The 17,913-nt window shown below is 70.9% G+C and carries 4 protein-coding genes (1 of these 4 running past the window's edge); all 4 read left to right on the top strand.

What is annotated here, in order from left to right; translation table 11 throughout:
* The first annotated feature begins 16 nt into the window (after nucleotides 1-16).
* Tightly spaced (at most 58 nt apart), the 4 genes in view from ACIRB1_RS06605 to ACIRB1_RS06590 form a layout consistent with a single transcriptional unit that may run on beyond the window.
* The gene (locus ACIRB1_RS06605) at nucleotides 17-3,133 is read left to right on the top strand and encodes an AAWKG family protein (RefSeq protein ID WP_403464767.1); all 3,117 of its coding nucleotides are present in this window, start codon (nucleotides 17-19) and stop codon (nucleotides 3,131-3,133) included.
* A 58-nt stretch (nucleotides 3,134-3,191) separates the two neighbouring features.
* Nucleotides 3,192-3,644: a YbaB/EbfC family nucleoid-associated protein gene (locus ACIRB1_RS06600; protein WP_352177960.1), complete on the top strand. Its 453-nt coding sequence runs from the start codon at nucleotides 3,192-3,194 to the stop codon at nucleotides 3,642-3,644.
* A gap of 7 nt (nucleotides 3,645-3,651) precedes the next feature.
* A complete protein-coding gene (locus tag ACIRB1_RS06595; protein ID WP_352177959.1) occupies nucleotides 3,652-4,014 on the top strand; it encodes a hypothetical protein in 363 nt (120 codons plus the stop codon).
* Between the two features lie 18 nt (nucleotides 4,015-4,032).
* Nucleotides 4,033-17,913, top strand: partial view of a hypothetical protein gene (locus ACIRB1_RS06590; RefSeq protein WP_403464766.1) — the 5' end (the start) only. Its footprint extends 16,275 nt past the window's final position; 13,881 of the gene's 30,156 nt are visible here — the first part of the coding sequence; its start codon is at nucleotides 4,033-4,035; its stop codon lies off the right edge, out of view.

Genomic DNA, 17,913 nt, shown 5'->3' with positions numbered 1-17,913 from the left:
AGGGGAGTTCCGCCCCATGGCCGAAAGCACCACCTCCGGGACCGCCAACTACGACCCGGACGACTACTTCGCACAGGCCGTCACCGACTTCACCGGCTACACGCTCCCGGCCCGGTCCACCCTGTTCGACAAGCTGAGCAGTTCGAGCAACGACGACTTCGGCAACCTCAAGCTGTTCCGGATGGACATCCAGGGCATCGACATGAGGTCGGTGACCGCGGCCGACTACTCGGCGATCGGCGGCTGGCAGGTCAACAAGGGCGAGGACTACGACCTGGCCTTCTACGACGCCGGCGGGGACGGCGCGCACAACAGCGTGAAGATGAAGAAGGCCCGCATCGTGATGATCGGCGTCACCGTCGACGAGCACGGCCGGGCCACGCTGTGGAGCGGCGGCGAGGTCACCGGCGGCGGCGCGTTCGAGGGCTCGTACTCGCACGTCCAGTGGGACTCGGGGCCGATGGCGCAGTACATCTCGGGCAGCAAGCTGGTCCTCGACCACCTGCTGGCGTCGCCGTACTCGACGCAGGGCTTCTCCTACAGCGGGCTGTCCGTCATCGACGACAACGCCGTCGACATGCTCTCCTTCGAGAACACCGGGCAGTCCTTCGACCGGGTGGTGCAGTTCTTCAAGGACCACTCGGACATCGTCGACAAGTGGATGACCTCGCTCGGCGAGGACCAGGCGTCCTGGAAGGGCAAGGCGGCCAGCCTCTTCTGGCATCTGCTGAAAGAGCTGAAGACCAACTACAACGGCTACGTCACGCAGTTGGGCGGTAGCGACTACACACCGACCAACACCACCCTCGGCGGTTACGTCCCGAAGTCGAAGCTGAGCGACGCGCTGGCCGCCGCGCAGACGGCCCTGAAGGACGCGATCACCTCGCTCCAGACCGCGTGGACCGACTGGGCGTCGGACGGGCAGCACGACCCGCACTACCACGTGAAGAAGATCCTCGACGAGATCAGTCAGTGGGTCATCAACAACAACATCAACCACGTGCTGTCGTCCCAGCACTCCACGTACAGCCAGTACGGCGGCGGCACCTACACCTCGTACTCGACCGACGCCAACTTCAAGCAGTCCGTCCCCGAGTACGGCGACCTCACCCAGCACACCACCTGGCAGAAGGTCGCCGACGCCGCCGTCAAGAGCTGGTCCGACCACGCGGACGCCAAGCTCAAGCAGCCGGCCATCGACGCGCTCAGCTCCGTGAAGAACGCCTGGGCCGACGTCCAGGACGCCTTCGACCAAGAGGTCACGAACAAGAACAACGAGACGCTCTCCGAGGTCCTCCAGAAGGAGGAGAACGAGATCGCCGAGCAGGAGGCGAAGGAGAACAGCGACAACCTCAACAACAGCCTGAACAACCTCGGCAACAACCTCAACAACCTCGGCGACAACTTCAACAACCTCAACGACAACCTGAACGACAACCTCAACAACCTGGGTGACAACCTCAACAACCTCAACGACGGCCTCAACGACAACCTGAACAACCTCGGCGACAACTTCAACAACCTGAACGACAACCTGAACGACGACCTCAACAACATCGGTGACGGGCTCAACGACAGCCTCGGCAACCTGAACGACAACCTCGGCAACAGCCTGAACAACGTCGGCAACGGCCTCAACGACCTCAACAACCTCAACGCCGACAACCTCAACACCGATGACCTGCTGAACAACGACAGCACGAACGGCAACGACCCGACGCAGCTCGCCAACTCCCTGCTGAACGGCCTCGGCCCGAACTCGCTGACGAACAACGACCCCACCAAGAACGGCTCGACCACGCTGAACTCCCCGACCGGGGGCGAGACCCAGCTCAACGGCGACGGCAGCCTCACCACGACGTTCCCGGACGGTTCGACCCAGACCATCGACCCCTCGACCGGCCTGGTCACCACCACGAACCCGGACGGCACCACCTCGGTCTCCCAGCTCAACCCGGGCACCACCATCACCAACCCGGACGGCTCGACCACCACGCTCAACGACGACGGCACCCTCACCACCAAGTTCCCGGACGGCACGAGCCAGACCCTCAACCCGGACACCGGCCAGGTCACCACCACCAACCCGGACGGCAGCGTCAGCACGTCGACGCTCAACCCGACCGACGGCTCCTTCACCACCCCGGACGGATCGACGGCCCAGCTCAACGCCGACGGCTCGGTGACCACGAAGTTCCCGGACGGCTCCACCGAGACCCTGAACCCGGACACCGGCCAGATCTCCGTCACCGACCCCTCCGGCCACGTCACCACCTCGCACCTCGACCCCGGTGACACCTTCACCAACCCGGACGGCTCGACCACCACGCTGAACAACGACGGCACGCTGACCACCAAGTTCCCGGACGGCTCCAGCCAGACCCTCAACCCGGACACCGGCCAGCTCACCACCACCGACCCGTCGGGCCACACGACCACCACCGACATCGACGGCAGCAAGCTCCCCTCCTCCTCGGTCGACACCAGCGGCCTGAACGGCAAGGGCATCGACACCAGCGGTCTCGACACGAGCAGCCTGAACAACAACGGCAGCAGCCTCGACACGAGCGGCCTCAACAACGGCGGCGGTCTCGACACCAGCGGCCTGAACACGACCGGCCTCAACAGCGGCGGCCTCAACACCACGGGCAGCGGCCTCGATTCGGGCCTCGACAGCGGCTACGACGAGTACGACAGCACCCCCTACACCGGCGGCGCGCTGCGCTCCGACGCCCTCGACGGCACCGCGCTCAACGCCTCCTCCGCGACACAGGGCTCCAGCGGCACCCCGCTCAACCCGATGGGGATGGGCGGCGGCATGGGAGGCGGCGGCGGACAGGGCGGCGGCACCAGCGAACGCACCCGCGCCGTCCTCACCGACCCGTCCAACGGCAGCACCCGGCGCGGCCGGGGCAACCGGGCGGCCTCCGTGGACGAGGACGAGGACGTCGTGTACACCCGGCCCACCACGTCCAGCGCCCCCTACCCGGTGGGAGGCCCCGGCGGCAACGGCGCCGGCCAGAACGGCCGCTCCACCGAGAGCGGCGACCGCGCCCGCGAGGCCTGGCTCACCGAGGACGAGGACGTCTGGGGCACGGACGAGGGCGGCGCCCCGGCGGTGATCGGCCGATGACGAGACGGGTACGAACGGTGAACGGCGGCCGGAACCAAGGCCGTTGGGGAGGCACGGAGTGAACGGCAGCGAGTCGATCGAGCAGCGGCTGGCCAAGGCCGTGGCCGAACTGGAGGCCACCGAGGCCGCCGTGGCCCGCGCGGAGGGCGAACTCGCCCACGCCGAGAGCACGGTGCGCTCCGCGGACCGCGCGGTCGAGGCGACCGTCTCCGCCCAGGGCGACCTGCGCGCGCTGACCTTCCTGGACGACAAGTACCGCACCATGCCCGCCGGTCAGCTCGCCGCGAGCGTGCTGGAGGCCGTCCAGGAGGCCCGGGCGCGGATGGCCCGGCACGTCATGGCCACCTTCGAGCCCTTCACCAAGGCCAACCCCGAGGCCCCCGAGATCACCGGCTTCGACGTCGACTGGAACAAGATCTTCGGGCCCGGTGTACTGGAGGGCCCCAAGGGCGGCCGACGGCGTGGGGCCGGCCGGCTCCGCGACGAGATCAGCGAAGACCCGGAGGACTGAGAACACGATGGGAAACGCCTACTCCGCCAGCCCGGCGGCGCTCATCGCCGGCACCCGGCAGATCGAGCAGATCAGCCGGCTGGCCAACGAGATGATCAGCGAGTTCATCACCGACGTCTCCGCCACCTCCCGGTGGCCCGGACACGACGACAGCTACGCCAAGCAGATGCTGCCGCAGGAGAAGGAGCAGCGCGAGGGCACCATCACGACCGGCTCCGCCCTGGCCGAGGCCATCGTCGGCGTCGGTGACGGCACCCTCGCCAACCTCAAGAGCGTGATCGGCACGCAGAACGGCGTCCTCGGCGCCATCCACGACTCCGACATCAACTCGGGCGGCACCGACGGCGGTTCGCACGGCGGAAAGCACTGACGCAGCGGATCGCCCCTGATGACCATCCACGCGTCGCCCCAGCTGAACAACCTCCTGTTCGTGCTCATCGGCGAGAAGCTCCTCCAGGCCGACGAGGACATGGCCTACGCCAACGGCAAGCCGTACGAACGGCTCAGTCGGCGTGTCCGTGATCTCTCGGACCTGATCGCGCAGACCGCCGGTGGAGTGGGGCGCGCGTTGCCGCCGCAGGTCGGGAACAACTATGTGCGGGCGATGCACATGTTCCTCGACAGCGGCGGCGTCAACTACCTGAAGGAATTCGCCGACCAGCTCGACAGCATCGGGCAGTCCCGCACCAAGTCCTCCATGGACATCATGGAGTCGAAGTGGCAGATCATCGCCGAACTGGTGCGGCTGCTCATCGAGTTGCTCATCATCGCCGTGCTGTCCGCCTTCACCGGGGGTTCCGCCTCCAGCCAGGCTGCGGTGGCGAAGGCCCGCAGCCGGGTCGCCATTCTCACGCTGATGGAATGGCTGATGAAGAAGACGCATCTGATGCCCAGCATCACCGAGGCGATCGAAGAGGCGTTCACGACCTTCGCGGTTCGGCTGGCCATGATGCTCGGCGCGCCCAAGGGCCGCCGCCCGAACGGGTTCGACTGGTCGCAGATCATCCAGGACGGTGTCTTCGGCGCGTTCACCGGACTGTTCCACGGCCTGCTGAACGACCTCGGCAAGAACCTGAAGAACAACTTCAAGAACATCTTCAACAGCCACAACCCGTTCAAGGACATCAGCGACAACGGGAAGAAGTTCGACAGCCACAAGTTCGACAACCCGGACCTCAACACCAAGCCGAACCCGAAGCCGACACCCACGCCGAACCCGAAGCCGACGCCGACACCGAATCCGAAGACCACGCCGACGCCGACCCCGCACATCACCCCGACGCCGAACCCGACGCCCACCCCCAAGCCGAAGACCTTCGGCGACAAGGTGAAGCACGAACTCGGCGAGGACTTCGAGCACTTCCTCACCGAGGGCGGCGCGGAGACGCTCGGCGAGATCGCGACGGCGTCCATCTTCGGCTTCCCCATCGACCCCCTGAACACCTTCCTCGGCAGCGGACTCAGCGCGATGAGCGAGCGCCATCTCGGCCAGGGCGCGGGCGCGTTGGGCAACAAGTTCAACTTCAACACCCCGGCGCCGGTGAACACGCTGGGCACGGCGGACATCCCGGACGACACCGACACGAACTCCGACTCCCACACCGACTCCGGCCCCGACTCCTCGACGAACGGTCCGTCGTCGAATCCGTCCATCACATCGGGCCCGGGCGCCATCAACACCACGTCGAACAACGGCAGTTCCACGCCGACGGCCAACCCCCCGCGCACCACGACGAACACCCCGTCGACGGAATCCGACGACGTCGACACGCACATCACCGACCCGCACCTCGACGAGGTGAAGGTCGACGGCGGAAACCTCCAGGGCAACGTCCCGCACGGATCGACGAACCCGGCGAGCACGACCCAGACGCCGACGGGGTCGCCCCATACGCAGACCGGGACGCAGGGTCAGGGGCAAGGGCAAGGGCAGGGGCAAGGGCGGGGCCAGGAGCAGGACCAGCCCGACCCGAACACCACCACCGACGACACCAACAAGCCGCAGGGCACCGGCCAGCAGAACGGCATCCCGCACGCCGGCAACTCGGGGACTCCGGCGCCGGTGCGGACGGTTCAGCAGGGCGATACGTCGGACACCTCGAACACCTCGGACAGTCCGGACGCCTCGGACACCCCGGACACCTCGGATACCCCGGACACCTCAACTCCCGGTTCCCCGAAGGACGTTCCGATCGCGAACGGGTCCGACAACACCGTCGTACCGCCGAACAGCACCGCCGTACCGCCGAGCACGAACACGAACACGACCGGAACCGGTACTCCCACCCCGAGCAGCACGACCTCGGGCAACTCGGCGCCTGGCTCCGGTACGTCCTCGAATGCCGGGGGCAACCCGCGTAACACGCCATCGGGGCGCCCGGAGAGCACGACCTCCGACGACACCACCACCAGCGACAACACCAACGGCACGGACACCAACGGCACGGACGCCAACGGCAGTTCGAACACCACGGTCACCGAGGGCACCGGCACCCCGCACTCCGAGACCGGTATCGGCAGCAGCACCACGGACAACACCAGCACGGACAACACCAGCACGGACAACACCACCACGGACAACACCACCGGCACCGACCTACCGACCCCGGTCGCCACCACCGGCAACAGCACACCGGTCACGACGAGCAGCACCCCCGCCCCGGAGACGGCCCCGCCGACCGACTCCGATCCCGGTACGGTCTCCTCCGCCCCGCCGACCCCCGTCCACACCTCCTCGGACCTCTCGTCCACCCCGGCGCCGGAGAGCACGCCCACCCCGGTACCGGAGAGCACGCCCGCGCCGGAGCCCGTCGTCCTGACCCCCTCCCCGGCGCCCAACTCCGTGCCAGAGCGCGGGAGTTACGAGGACGTCCGGTCCGGGGTCGAGCCCTCGGAGCGGAGCACCACCTGGGTGGACCCGGTGTCCCGGCCGATCGGGCCGGACGGGAGGCCCACGCAGTACGTCGTGCGGGCCGGGTTCGCCGTGCGGCAGTTCAGTCATGACGGCGGGCCCGTCACCGATGTGACCGTCACCTACCGGTTCACCGGAAGTCCGCAGCTCGGGCCGCAGGTCGACGGTGTCCACCAGCGGATGACGGACGGGATTCAGCGGGTCTTCAACGCGCCGGGGCACCGGCTGCGGGACGGAAGCCTGCTGCGCGTCAACGTCGTACCGGCCGCCCCCGGCGAGACCCCGCACCTCGACGTCACCCTCACCGACCCGGCGGACGGAGTACCGACCACCCATCACTCGTGGCCGGCCGACATCCCCGAGGACAGACTCGTCCACGAGGTCGGCCACCAGCTCGGCCTGCGCGACGAGAGCGGCCGTGACCCCGCCGCCCCGCACCGAGGCGGCACCGCGAGCCTGATGGGCGACGCCACCGGGCCCGTGCCCGAGACCGGCCCTGACGACGCGCCGTACGTGGTGGGCGGGTTGAGGTCCCATCACCTCGACGTGATCGGCGGGATCGTCAACACCACGCCGGTGGCCGGGCGGGGCAACGGTCCCCGGGGGCCGCTCAAGGGCGCGCCCGGCGCGGACCCGCCCGCCCCCCTCACCACATCCACCGTCGATCCGGCCGACACCGCACCGACCCCCGTGGTCACCACGTCCACGCCCCTGACGGTGTCCCAGGACACGGTCACACCGGACCCCGATCCGGCGGACACGCACACGGAGCCGGAGCCGGAGACCGCCCCCGCCGTGGTGCCGGTGCCCGCGCCCGTCATCACCGTGACCTCCCCGGAGGGAGACGTCACGTCGGTCGAGGCACCGGCCGGCGGTGGCCGTCGTACCTCCTACCTCGGCGGCTACGGGCGACGGCACGACGGCCAGTGGGGTCTGGTGCACGTCGAGCCGTTCTCGCCGGACGTCGTCGACGGGCTGCACCGGCAGGTGCTCACCGCGCTCGGCAGGCCCGCGCCCGGCCCGGACGACCCCGTGCACGCGCAGCTGCGGGACGTGCTGTCGGCGGAGCAGATGGCGATGAACATGCCGTATCTGCGCAGCCTCGGCGGTCACCGGATCACCCTCGACGTCGACGGCGTCGAGCGGCAGGTGGACGTACGGCTGTCGCTCGACGACGCGCGGCCGTCCGCGCGCGGCGGGCTCGACACGAGCGATCCCGACAAACACGTGGAGCGGCGCGGGCACGGCACCCGGGAGATCGTCTCGGCGCAGCCGTCCGGCACGTTCTCGACCTTCCCGGTGCCGTGGACCGGCTCGGTGCCGATCGGCGCGGCGGGCCCGGTCCGCGGGATCGACCTCGCGCTGGCCGGGACCTTCATCCACAACCAGGCGGACGGCTCGGCCACCGTCACCCAGGTCGTGCAGACCACCAGCGCCCAGCGCAGCAACGAGCCGTCCCGCGCCTACGACTTCACCGGCAACTGGCAGGTCCGGCTGGACGCGGACACCGCTCCCGCCCCCGTCACGCCCCCGGCGGACCCGAGCGGCGCGGACCCGACCGACGGAGCGGACACGGCGGTCGGCACCCCGACCCCCGATCCCGCGCACGACTGGCGGCCGGCCCAGCCGCACGGGCCCGTCACCATCTGGTTCCCGCAGCACGTCGTGGACGCCGACGCCGACCCCGACCAGGAACTGCCCGAGCCCGCCGACCTGGACGCCCTGCCGATCTACGGCGTGGACTCGGTGCTCCACCCGCGCCGGCTCTACGAAGGTGCCGCCGAGCACTTCGACGCCGACCTGGACGCCACCTCGTCCTCCCAACTCGCCGACTTCCTGGGCGAACCGGTGCTCCGGGGCACCCTGCCGATGCAGCGCGACGGCGGACTGTACTCGCCGGTGCTCACCGACGCGCACGGCCGGGCCGTCGGCATCATGCGGCTGGACGCGCACGTCACGCCGACCACCCCGGTCGCCAAGAGCATCGACAAGAAGATCAACCTGGAGAGCCACCTCGTCAACACGGTCAAGAACGACCAGAACACCACGTTCAACAGCGGGTTCAACCTCTCCGGCAGCATCGGCCCGAACTTCACCAGCGACCTGCGGGCCGGCCACCCCGACGGCTCCCACCAGATCGGCGGCAGCTTCAACGGCAAGGGCACCGCGAGTCTCGCGGCGCAGAACGCGTTCGGCACCAGCTCCCTCGCGGGCACCATGCACGCGGTGCGCACCAACCGCAGCCATCTGCTGACCGAGGCCGACGTCAGCTACACCCTCACCCTGATCCGGCCCGACGGCTCCGTCAGCACCTACGCGCCCGGGACCTGGACCCACGGTCTCGACCTGCGGATGCTCAGCGCCGAGGACGCTCGGGGACACACCCCGACAGAGGACGAACTCCGGTCGCTGCCGCACGAGTTGGGGAACCTGGAGACCGTAGGACAGTCCACCGCGCCGCTCGGCGTGACGGGCACCGACCAGCTGTTCCAGGAGGCCGAGACCTGGCTGCGGGACCATGGATTCCTGCCGCCGCCCGCCACCGCGCCGCACCGGGGCCGGCTGCCCGACGAGACGCTGGTGCAGGCGCAGTTGAACAACCTGCGGCGGCTGCGCGAGCTGCGCTCCCAGCTCGGGCTGCGCGCCGCCACCGACTCCATGGTCGACGGCGGCCACTCGCTGTTCCTGGAGGTACCCGCGGTGACCGGGCCGCGCCGGGTGCGGCTGGAGCTGGGCGCCCGGCGCGACCCGGACCGGCCGGTCACGCACACCACGGTGCTGCCCAACATCCAGGTCATGGGGCTGGCCCAGGCGGCGGGCGGCGGCAACGGCAGGCTCGGCAACACCTATGGCCTGGGCGCCGGGTTCGGCGGCGGGCTCACCGTGCCCACCCCGAACGGCGCGTGGACCTTCAACGGCACCGGCGACTACCAGTACGTCGGAGCGGCCACCCTCGGCAACACCACCGGCAGCACGCTCGGCCACGACCAGTTCTTCATCGGCACCGGACAGGACACCCAGGTCTTCGACGTTCCGGCCCGCCTCACCCTCGATCTGTACGAGGGCCCGGGCGCGGACCCGACGGTCCGCTTCGGGGAGGGGGAGGACGCCGGGTCCCGCGCCGAGGGCGACCTGGAGCAGGGCCCGCGGCTCATCGGCCCGCGCGGGGTCGGAGGAACGATCCGGCTGGCCGTGCCGCACGAGCGGACCCTCGACGCCGAGGAGGCCGCGCCGGACGGTGACCCGTACACCGTGCGGGACGTCGCGCCGCTGGACACCGAGCGGCTGACCATGACGGACCCGGCCACCGGCGGCCCGCACCCGGACGTGGTCCGTGTCCCGGACGACGCGCTGATCGACGTGATGCGCGGTTCGGCGGCTCTCCAGGACGCCTTCCACCGCATCGTCACCGGCATCGGCGCCGGCCCCGCCGCGGACGCGCCACCGGTCCGGTCCTCGACCGACACCACCACCGTCGACCCCGCCACCGATGGGGACACGGCCCCTGCCACCGACCCGGCGCCGGTCGTCGACCCCGTCACCCCGACTCCCCGACCCGGGCGGGTCTCCCGGCTGGTGGGCGGGGTCACCGGATTCCTGAGCAGTTCGCTGATCGGGAGTCCGGCCTCCGACACCACCACGGTGAGCGCCGAGTCCCGTACGGCGGCGCTCTCGCCCGGGTCGCTGGTCGGCCGGGGCCACCAGATCCTCGGCGGCACCTACGTCGTGGAGGGGCTGACGCTGCCCGGCCTCGGTGCCGACGGACAGCTCGCGATCGAGATCCAGGCCGTCGCCCACACGCCCCGGCTGACGCACAGCGTGAACCAGTACCTGGAGACCGGCATCTCCGCCGCCGACTCCGCGCAGCAGCTCAAGGGCCTTGGAAAAACACACCAGTTCGGCCTGGGCGGCTCGGTGGTCCAGAACAACCCGCCGACCCCCGCGGCCCCGAGTCCGCAGCCCGCGGGGAGCCCGCAGCCCACCCCCTCCCCGGCCCTGACGCCGTCCCGCTTCAACCCGTCGGTCCGCTACCAGTACGACCGCAAGAGCGACAAGTCCGACACCCTCATCAGCGGCACCGGAACCAACCGGACGCCCACGCAGTCGGGTCTCCAGCACCGGGTCACCGCCGACGTCACCTATCTGATCACTGTGCGGTCCGGACACCGCAACGTGATCGCCAACTCCCTCGGGATCGGCCCCGGGCAGACCGTCACACTCGCCGTGGACGTGCCGAGCGGACTCCAGTTCCTCATGACGGACAGTCAACTCCGGCGCGACAGCCGGTGGATGGACGCCGTGGAGAACCGCCCGGACGATCCGCCGACCACCGGCCTGGAGAGCCCGGCACTGCCCAGCCGCTACGTCCGCGACGGCACCCTCGGCCTGGCCGCGGTCACCTCGGTCACCGAACTCTCCGGCCCCGGAACGCGGCAGACGGCCGACACCGACACGGACACCGGAGACGGCACCAGCACCGTTTCCGTGCCTCCGCCGACCGAGGTGCGCAACCGACTCCACGACGAGGTACAGCAGTTGGTGGAGCGGTACGCCCCCGGCGTCACCACCCCCGGCCATGCCTCCTACCTCCCCGGTGTCGCCGCGCTCATCGCCGACAACACCGGTGTCGCCGGGAAGCGGGGGCTGATCGGACGCGGCGGCGGACAGACCCGGTTCAGCTTCCGGCACCACCGGTTCGGCGGGGCGGCCCTCGTCGAGGTGACGTTCTCGGCCCGCCCCACCAGCACCGCCGCGAGCCGGAGCGCCGTACGCGGCACCGCAGTGGCGGGCGACAAGTCCGGTATCGAGCAATGGGGTTCGCACACGGCGGAGGGGCGTTCGGTCTCCTCCTCCGAGGGCCGCCAGCACCGGCTCACCGCGAACCCGACGGCCCGCTTCACCCGCCCCGACAGCGACGACCGCACCGACCGGCTCGGCCCCTCCGTCAACGTCGTCTCCGCGTCCAGCAAGGTCGACAAGTCGGGGCGCACCGCCGAGGACCGATTCTGGCTGCGCACCGACAGCGCCGCCGACTTCGACGGCCTGGACTACGAACTGGTCGCCACGGTCCGCTCCACCTACGTGATCGACTGGCCGCCCAACGTCCTGGGCGCCCTGGTGCAGCGCGGGATCATCGCCTGGGACGACGCCGACGCGCCGACCCGCTCCTGGCTCAGCCGCACCCTCTCCGGCGAACTCGGCGGCCAGGTCCGGGTACCGGCGCTCGTGAGCCTGCGCTTCACCGGCAGCGAGACGAACCCGCCGGACATCCAGGCACCCCCGCCGCCCACGGTGTCCCAGACCGACCCCCGCCAACTCACCGGCAGCCAACCCTCGTTGGACGACGCCGACCTGTTCCACCCGACCACCTCCACCCCGGTCTACGGCTTCGACGGCTGGAACCAGCTCTACAGGGCCCTGGACGAGGTCGCCCCCGCCACCGGGAGCGGCTGGCGCGCCCAGCCGGCCTCGACCTCCGACGAGAACGCGTCGGTGCGGCTCGGCGAACTCATCCAGGCCGGCACGATCTCGCTCGACACGCCCCGCCAGACCGGCGGGATGCTGCCCGCGATGCCGGGCGCGTTCCCGTTGCAGAACGCGCCGGACCAACGGCCCACGCTGACCGTGTCGTTGTACCGGCCGAGGCCGGTCACCGACGGCGGCGACGTGACCATCGACCGGCTGCGCATCACCTCGGAGAACACCAGCACGGTCTCCGGCGGCGACACCACCACCGGGCTCGCGCTGCCGTTCGTCGCGAGCACCGACGATCCCGACCGCTACCTCCTCGGCGCGACCCCGCCGGTCCTCCAACGGCCGGTCGACGCGAGCAACTTCGGCAGCACCGTCTCCGGCGGACGCCGTGACTGGCTCAAGACCGGCAGCACCAGCCTGCCCGCCGACGGCCGCGGCACCCGCAGCTACGAGGTGCAGGCCGACGTCCACATCGAGGTCTCGGGACCCGAGGGCGTCCGCCACGTCACCGGCACCGCCACCATCCGCATCGAGGAACGCGACGCCCTCGGCCACGGCATCACCGAGCCTCGACCGGTGCCCCGCGTCTACGACCTCCCGGCCCTGCTCACCCAGGGCACCGGTCTCACCCCGGAGAACTGGGCGACGACCCCCCTCAGCGACGTACCGGACCTCATGGCCGGCGGCGTCCACCCCGACGACGACGGCTACCAGTTCTGGGTCTCCACCGGCCCCGACCCCGACGGTTCCCGCCTCGCCCTCGCCCTCTACGGCGCCTCACGCACCGCCCGCTCCCAGGGCCACCCGGTCGAACTGGTCACCCGGGGCCCGGAAGGCCTCCGCGTCTGGACCTTCGACCAGGACGGCACGCTGACGGGTCCGCCGACCGACCGGGGGAGCAGCGGCGATGCGACACCGGGGACCGGCGACGGCACGGCACCCGGCACCGACCCCACGACCCCCGGCTCCACCACCGGTGTCGCCGCCCTGGACCAGGCATGGGCGGACTTCGAGCGGGTCGCCGCCGACTTCGACCGGGCCGAGTTCGACCACTCGGCGGCGCTCGTCGACGAAGCCCTCCAGCGCGGGCTGCGGATCGACGCGCAGGACTCCCTCGACCACGCCGTCACCGCGCTGACGAACGCGGCGGCCGAGGCCCACCGCACCCACACGGCCGCGACCACCGCCGAACAGTGGGCGGACCGGGCCGAACAGCACCTCGGCGACCTCACCGGCCGCGAGAAGACCCTCATCGGGCAGATTTCCGCGGGCCGCCGCAGGGTCGGCACCCTCACCGACGCGGTCGCCGACGGCCAGCGCGCCGAACTCAGCCTCAGCTCCCAGGCCAAGACCACCCGCCGTACCCTCGCCGACCTCTACGCCCGCGCGGCGGCAGCCTCTACGACGAGGACCCCCGGCGGCACGGAGAACGTGCCGACGCCAGGCCCGTCCACCGCGGACAACACCCCGGCGCCCGGTCCTTCCACCACGGACACCGGCACGCGGGACACGGCCGTGGCACCGCCGGTCGGAGACGGCACCACCGGGCCCGCCCCCGCCCCCGCAGCGGACAACGCCCCCGCTGTGGACCCCGCCCTGACCCAGCAGATAGAGGACGTCACGGCGCAGATCGGCACGTTGGACGCCGACCTCGCCGAGGTGCGGGCCGGTCTCGCGCGGGACAGTGCCTCCCTCGACGAAGCAAGGAACGGCCTGGACCGCGACGAGGCGGACCTGCGGGACGTGCGGTCGCAGCTGCCGGGCGCCACGGCCACCGCGGGGACCGCGCGTTCGGACGCCGACACGGCGCGCGGGCATGCCGAGGACGCGGCCCTCGTCCACGAGGACGCACGCGAGTCCCACGACCGGGCGGCACAGGGCCTCGCCGACATCGACACCGAGATCGACAACGCCCTCGGCCGACGCGACGACGCGGCGGCCCGCCGGGCGGCGGCGCAGACCGAACTGCCCGGGGTGACAGGACCGGTGCTGGCCGCGGGCCCCTCCGCACTGCCCACCTCGCGCACGACCCTGGCCTCCACCAGCCCCCGCTGGCCGGGCTCGGGCCTGCCCCGCACGGCGGGCCCCTCCACCGGCAACACCCCGGGCACCGACACCGACGACAGCTCCACCAGCGACGACGACACCGACACCACCACCCCGGGCGACGATCCGACGGACGACGACCACTCGGTCCCGGACACCGAACTGACCACCCCCGACCTGACAGCGCCCGTCCCGCCGAAGGCCCCCGCACCGACCGGCGACGACGACACCCCCGGCGGCGACCAGGACGACCAGGATTCGGTCCCGCACCAGGACACCGTGTTCGACGCCCTGGTCGGCAACCTCGGCACCAACTCGGCCCAGGGCAACGGCAGTACACCCGCAGCCCCGCACACCGCCCCGGCGGAGACGGACACGGACGCGGACACGGACGCGGCCCCCCTCACCCAGGACGGGACCAAGACCGAGTCCAAGGGCAAGGGCAAGGCCCCGGCTCAGGACGACAGCAACGGCACGTCCACCGACCCCACGTCTCCCAACCCCGCCACCCCGAACCCCACTTCGCCCCACCCGACCGCACCCCAGCACGCCCCCTTCCAGATCCGCCCGCCACGCGGCCGTACGATCCGGACCCGCGGCGACGGCCGCTGCCTGCTCTACACCTTCCTCGGCACCGACCCGCAGCGCATCCGCGACCAGGTGCCCAACCTGCGTACAGAGGCCCCCGCGACCTACGCCTGGCTCGGGCGGCCGGACCAAGTCCGCGCCGGAATGGTCCAGTTCGCCCGGTGGAACGGCGTGAGCGGTCCGATGCCCACCGCGGGCAACCACCTGCGGATCGCGGCCGACCTGCTCCGCGCCCACGCCGAGGACCGGCTGCTCACCGCCCGCAGCGGACGCCCGTTGCCGCACGAGGTGGTCGGCCAGGTACGGCAGACCCTCGTGCCGTGGTTCGGCGCGCGCACCGCGACCATGAACCGGTCCCAACTCCGCGCCACCCTCGCCGAGTACGGCATCACAGGGGTGACCGAGCCCGACCAGCTGGACGACCTCAACGCGCGCTACGACCGGGCGCTGACCGAGGACAACGTGACCGGCCCGGCGGAGCCCGGCGTCCGTGACATGTTCGGCTACCTCCGGGACACGAACCGGCTCCCCACCTTCGAACAGCTCACCGACGACCAGCTCCGCAGGCTGCTCGGGCACGGATACACCGACAGTGCCGCCCAGTTCACCGACGCCGAACTCGCCCACGCGCTCGACGCCGTCCAGAGGTGGTCCCAGGCGTGGGAGAGCAACCAGGGCGAGATGTTCCTGCCCCTTCTGGCGGACACCCTGGACGTGGCCGTGGAGGTGCTCCGGCCGAACCCGACGACCGGCCTCGGCACCGTCACCCGCGTCGGATCACCCACCGCCACCCGGGTGTTGGAGGTCCACTACACGGGCCTCAACCACTACAACGCCACCGACGCCGGTCCCCTCGGCGACAGCTCGCCGACCATCACCCCGTCGAAGGCGCCCCGGGGTCCCGAGGACGCCGACAGCGACCAGCCCGATGGCCGTTACCGTCCCGAGCCGGTGCGTGACACGGCCGATGACCTGCCCGCGGCCCATGTCAAGGACCCGGCGCCGAAGGCCAGTTGGCACGGTCTGCGTCCGTATGCCCGTCCTGCGGTGCATTCCACCGAGCGGTTCGATCCGCACGCGGACCAGTCCAACCCGCCTCGCCCGGGGACGCTCAGCGGTGCGACGACTCTCATCCGCGCCCAGATCCGTCGTATCCAGGCGCCCAACGGCCAGCGGATACGCGACTACACACTCAACCTCCCGGTCACCACCAACGACCCTGCCCTCACGCAGCGGTTGAACGACCGGATCACCCGTCTCCTGGACACCCATCTCAACTCGGGTCTTGCGCTGCCACGTTCGGGCGACCAGCTGCACATCAACCTGAACCTGATCAGTGATCCCTCCCACCCGGAGGCGGTCACGCTCACCGACACCGCGAAGCCGGGCCGGGCCGACCAACTCCACCTGGACGTCAACCATTCCGACGAGGACCTGCTCCACGAGGTCCTGCACTACCTCGGCCTGCCCGACGAGCAGCGCGACAACGACTTCCTGTTGCGCAACCACGCCAACAGCACGACCGTCCGCACGACCGGCCTCATGGCCACCACCCAAGGGCCGGTCCACATCCCGCAGCGTTACCTCCGCATCATCGAGGAGGTCACCGCTGCCGGGCCCCAACTCCACGACCACACAGGCCAGGACGAGACCACCCCGGCCGAGAACCCCGACACGACCCCCATCCCCACCGACACCGATCTCGTCTGGCCCACCTCCCACGCACCGACCGCCCTGCCCCCCGCACCGGTCCAACTCCCGTCGTCCTATGTGAACTCGTACGGTTCGCTCCCGGACGGCACGGTGGGGCTGGTGTACGCGGAGCCGTTTTCGGACGAGGTGATCGAGGGGCTGCACGGGCAGGTCTACGAGGCGCTCGGGCTGGATGCCGACGACGTGCCCGAGTCGGTGCGGGAGCAGGTGGAGGGCGCGCTGAGCCGGGAGAACCTCGCGCTCCAGCTGCCGTATCTGCGGTCGAACGGCGGTCACCGGGTCACCGTGACGGTCGACGGGCGCGACCACACCGTGGACGTACAGCTGACGCTGTCCGACGCCCGAACGTCCCTGCGGCAGGGGCGCTTTGACCAGCGGGACCCGGACAAGCACGTCGAGCGGCGCGGGTTCGGCACGCGGGAGAACTTCTCCGGGCAGCCGTCCGGGACGTACCGGACCGTCCAGGTGCCGTGGACCGGGACGTGGCCGATCACCGCGCCGACGCCGGTGCGGGCGGTGGACGGTTCCGTCACGGTGTCCCTCACGCACAACCAGGCCAGTGACGCGACGACCGTCACGCAGGCCGTGCAGACGACATCCGCGCAGCGCTCCAACGAGCCCTCCGATCCAGTGGAGTTCACCACTCACTGGCGGGTGCGCGTCGACGCCCCGGCGGTCACCGCGCCGCCCGCCGCGCCCGCCACCGCGCCGGTTCGGGACACGTGGAGCCGGCCGGTGTCGCACGGGCCGACCACGATCTGGTTCCCCCGGCACCTCACCACCGCCGACCCCGCGCCGGGTTCGCTGCCCGCGCCCGCCGCTCCGGCCGATCTCCCGCTCTACGGCGTCGACACGGTGATCGACCCCCGGGCGCTGTACGAGCACGTCCACCAGACCTTCCACGCCGACCTGGATGCCGTCGCCGCCGGGCAGGTCTCGGACTTCCTCTCCGAGCAGGTGCTGCGCGGCACGCTGCCGATGCAGATCGACGGCGGCATCTACTCGCCGGTGATCACCGACACCGACGGCAACGCGGTGGGCATGCTGCGCCTGGTGACCGTGCCGGGCACCAGCACCCCGCAACGCCAGAGCAACGCCGGGCAGATCAACCTGGAGAGCCACCTCGTCAACACCGCGAAGGTGGACCTGTCTTCGCGCTACACGAGCGGTATCGGCATCAGCGGCAGCGGTGCCGCCGCCCTCACCGGTGACCACGCCGAGGGGCATCCGAACGCGTCGAGCGTGATCGGCGGCAGTCTCGGTCTGCGCGGCCAGGTGCAGGCGACCGTCACCAGCACGTACAGCGCGAGCAGTTCGGCCGGCACGATGCACGCCATCCGTACCAACCAGAGTCATCTGTTGGCCCCCACCGCCGTCACCTACCACGCCACCCTGATCCGCCCGGACGGCACCGAGACGGCGGCGCCCCCGCTCACCCAGACCCGCGGCATGGACCTGCGCGTCCTCAGCAAGACGGCCGCGACCGGTCGCCCGCCCGCCGCGACCGAAGTGCGTGAACTCCCGGACTCCCTGGAG

This window comes from Streptomyces sp. NPDC096013 (assembly GCF_044763565.1).
Lineage (GTDB): Bacteria > Actinomycetota > Actinomycetes > Streptomycetales > Streptomycetaceae > Streptomyces.
Note: the sequence above shows the minus strand (reverse complement) of the source record. Positions and strands in the feature narration are given on the sequence as shown.

Excerpts from the sequence above, each read along its gene's own strand:
- ACIRB1_RS06605 (WP_403464767.1), top strand. The coding sequence starts at position 17 with ATGGCCGAAAGCACCACCTCCGGGACCGCCAACTACGACCCGGACGAC.
- ACIRB1_RS06595 (WP_352177959.1), top strand. The coding sequence starts at position 3,652 with ATGGGAAACGCCTACTCCGCCAGCCCGGCGGCGCTCATCGCCGGCACC.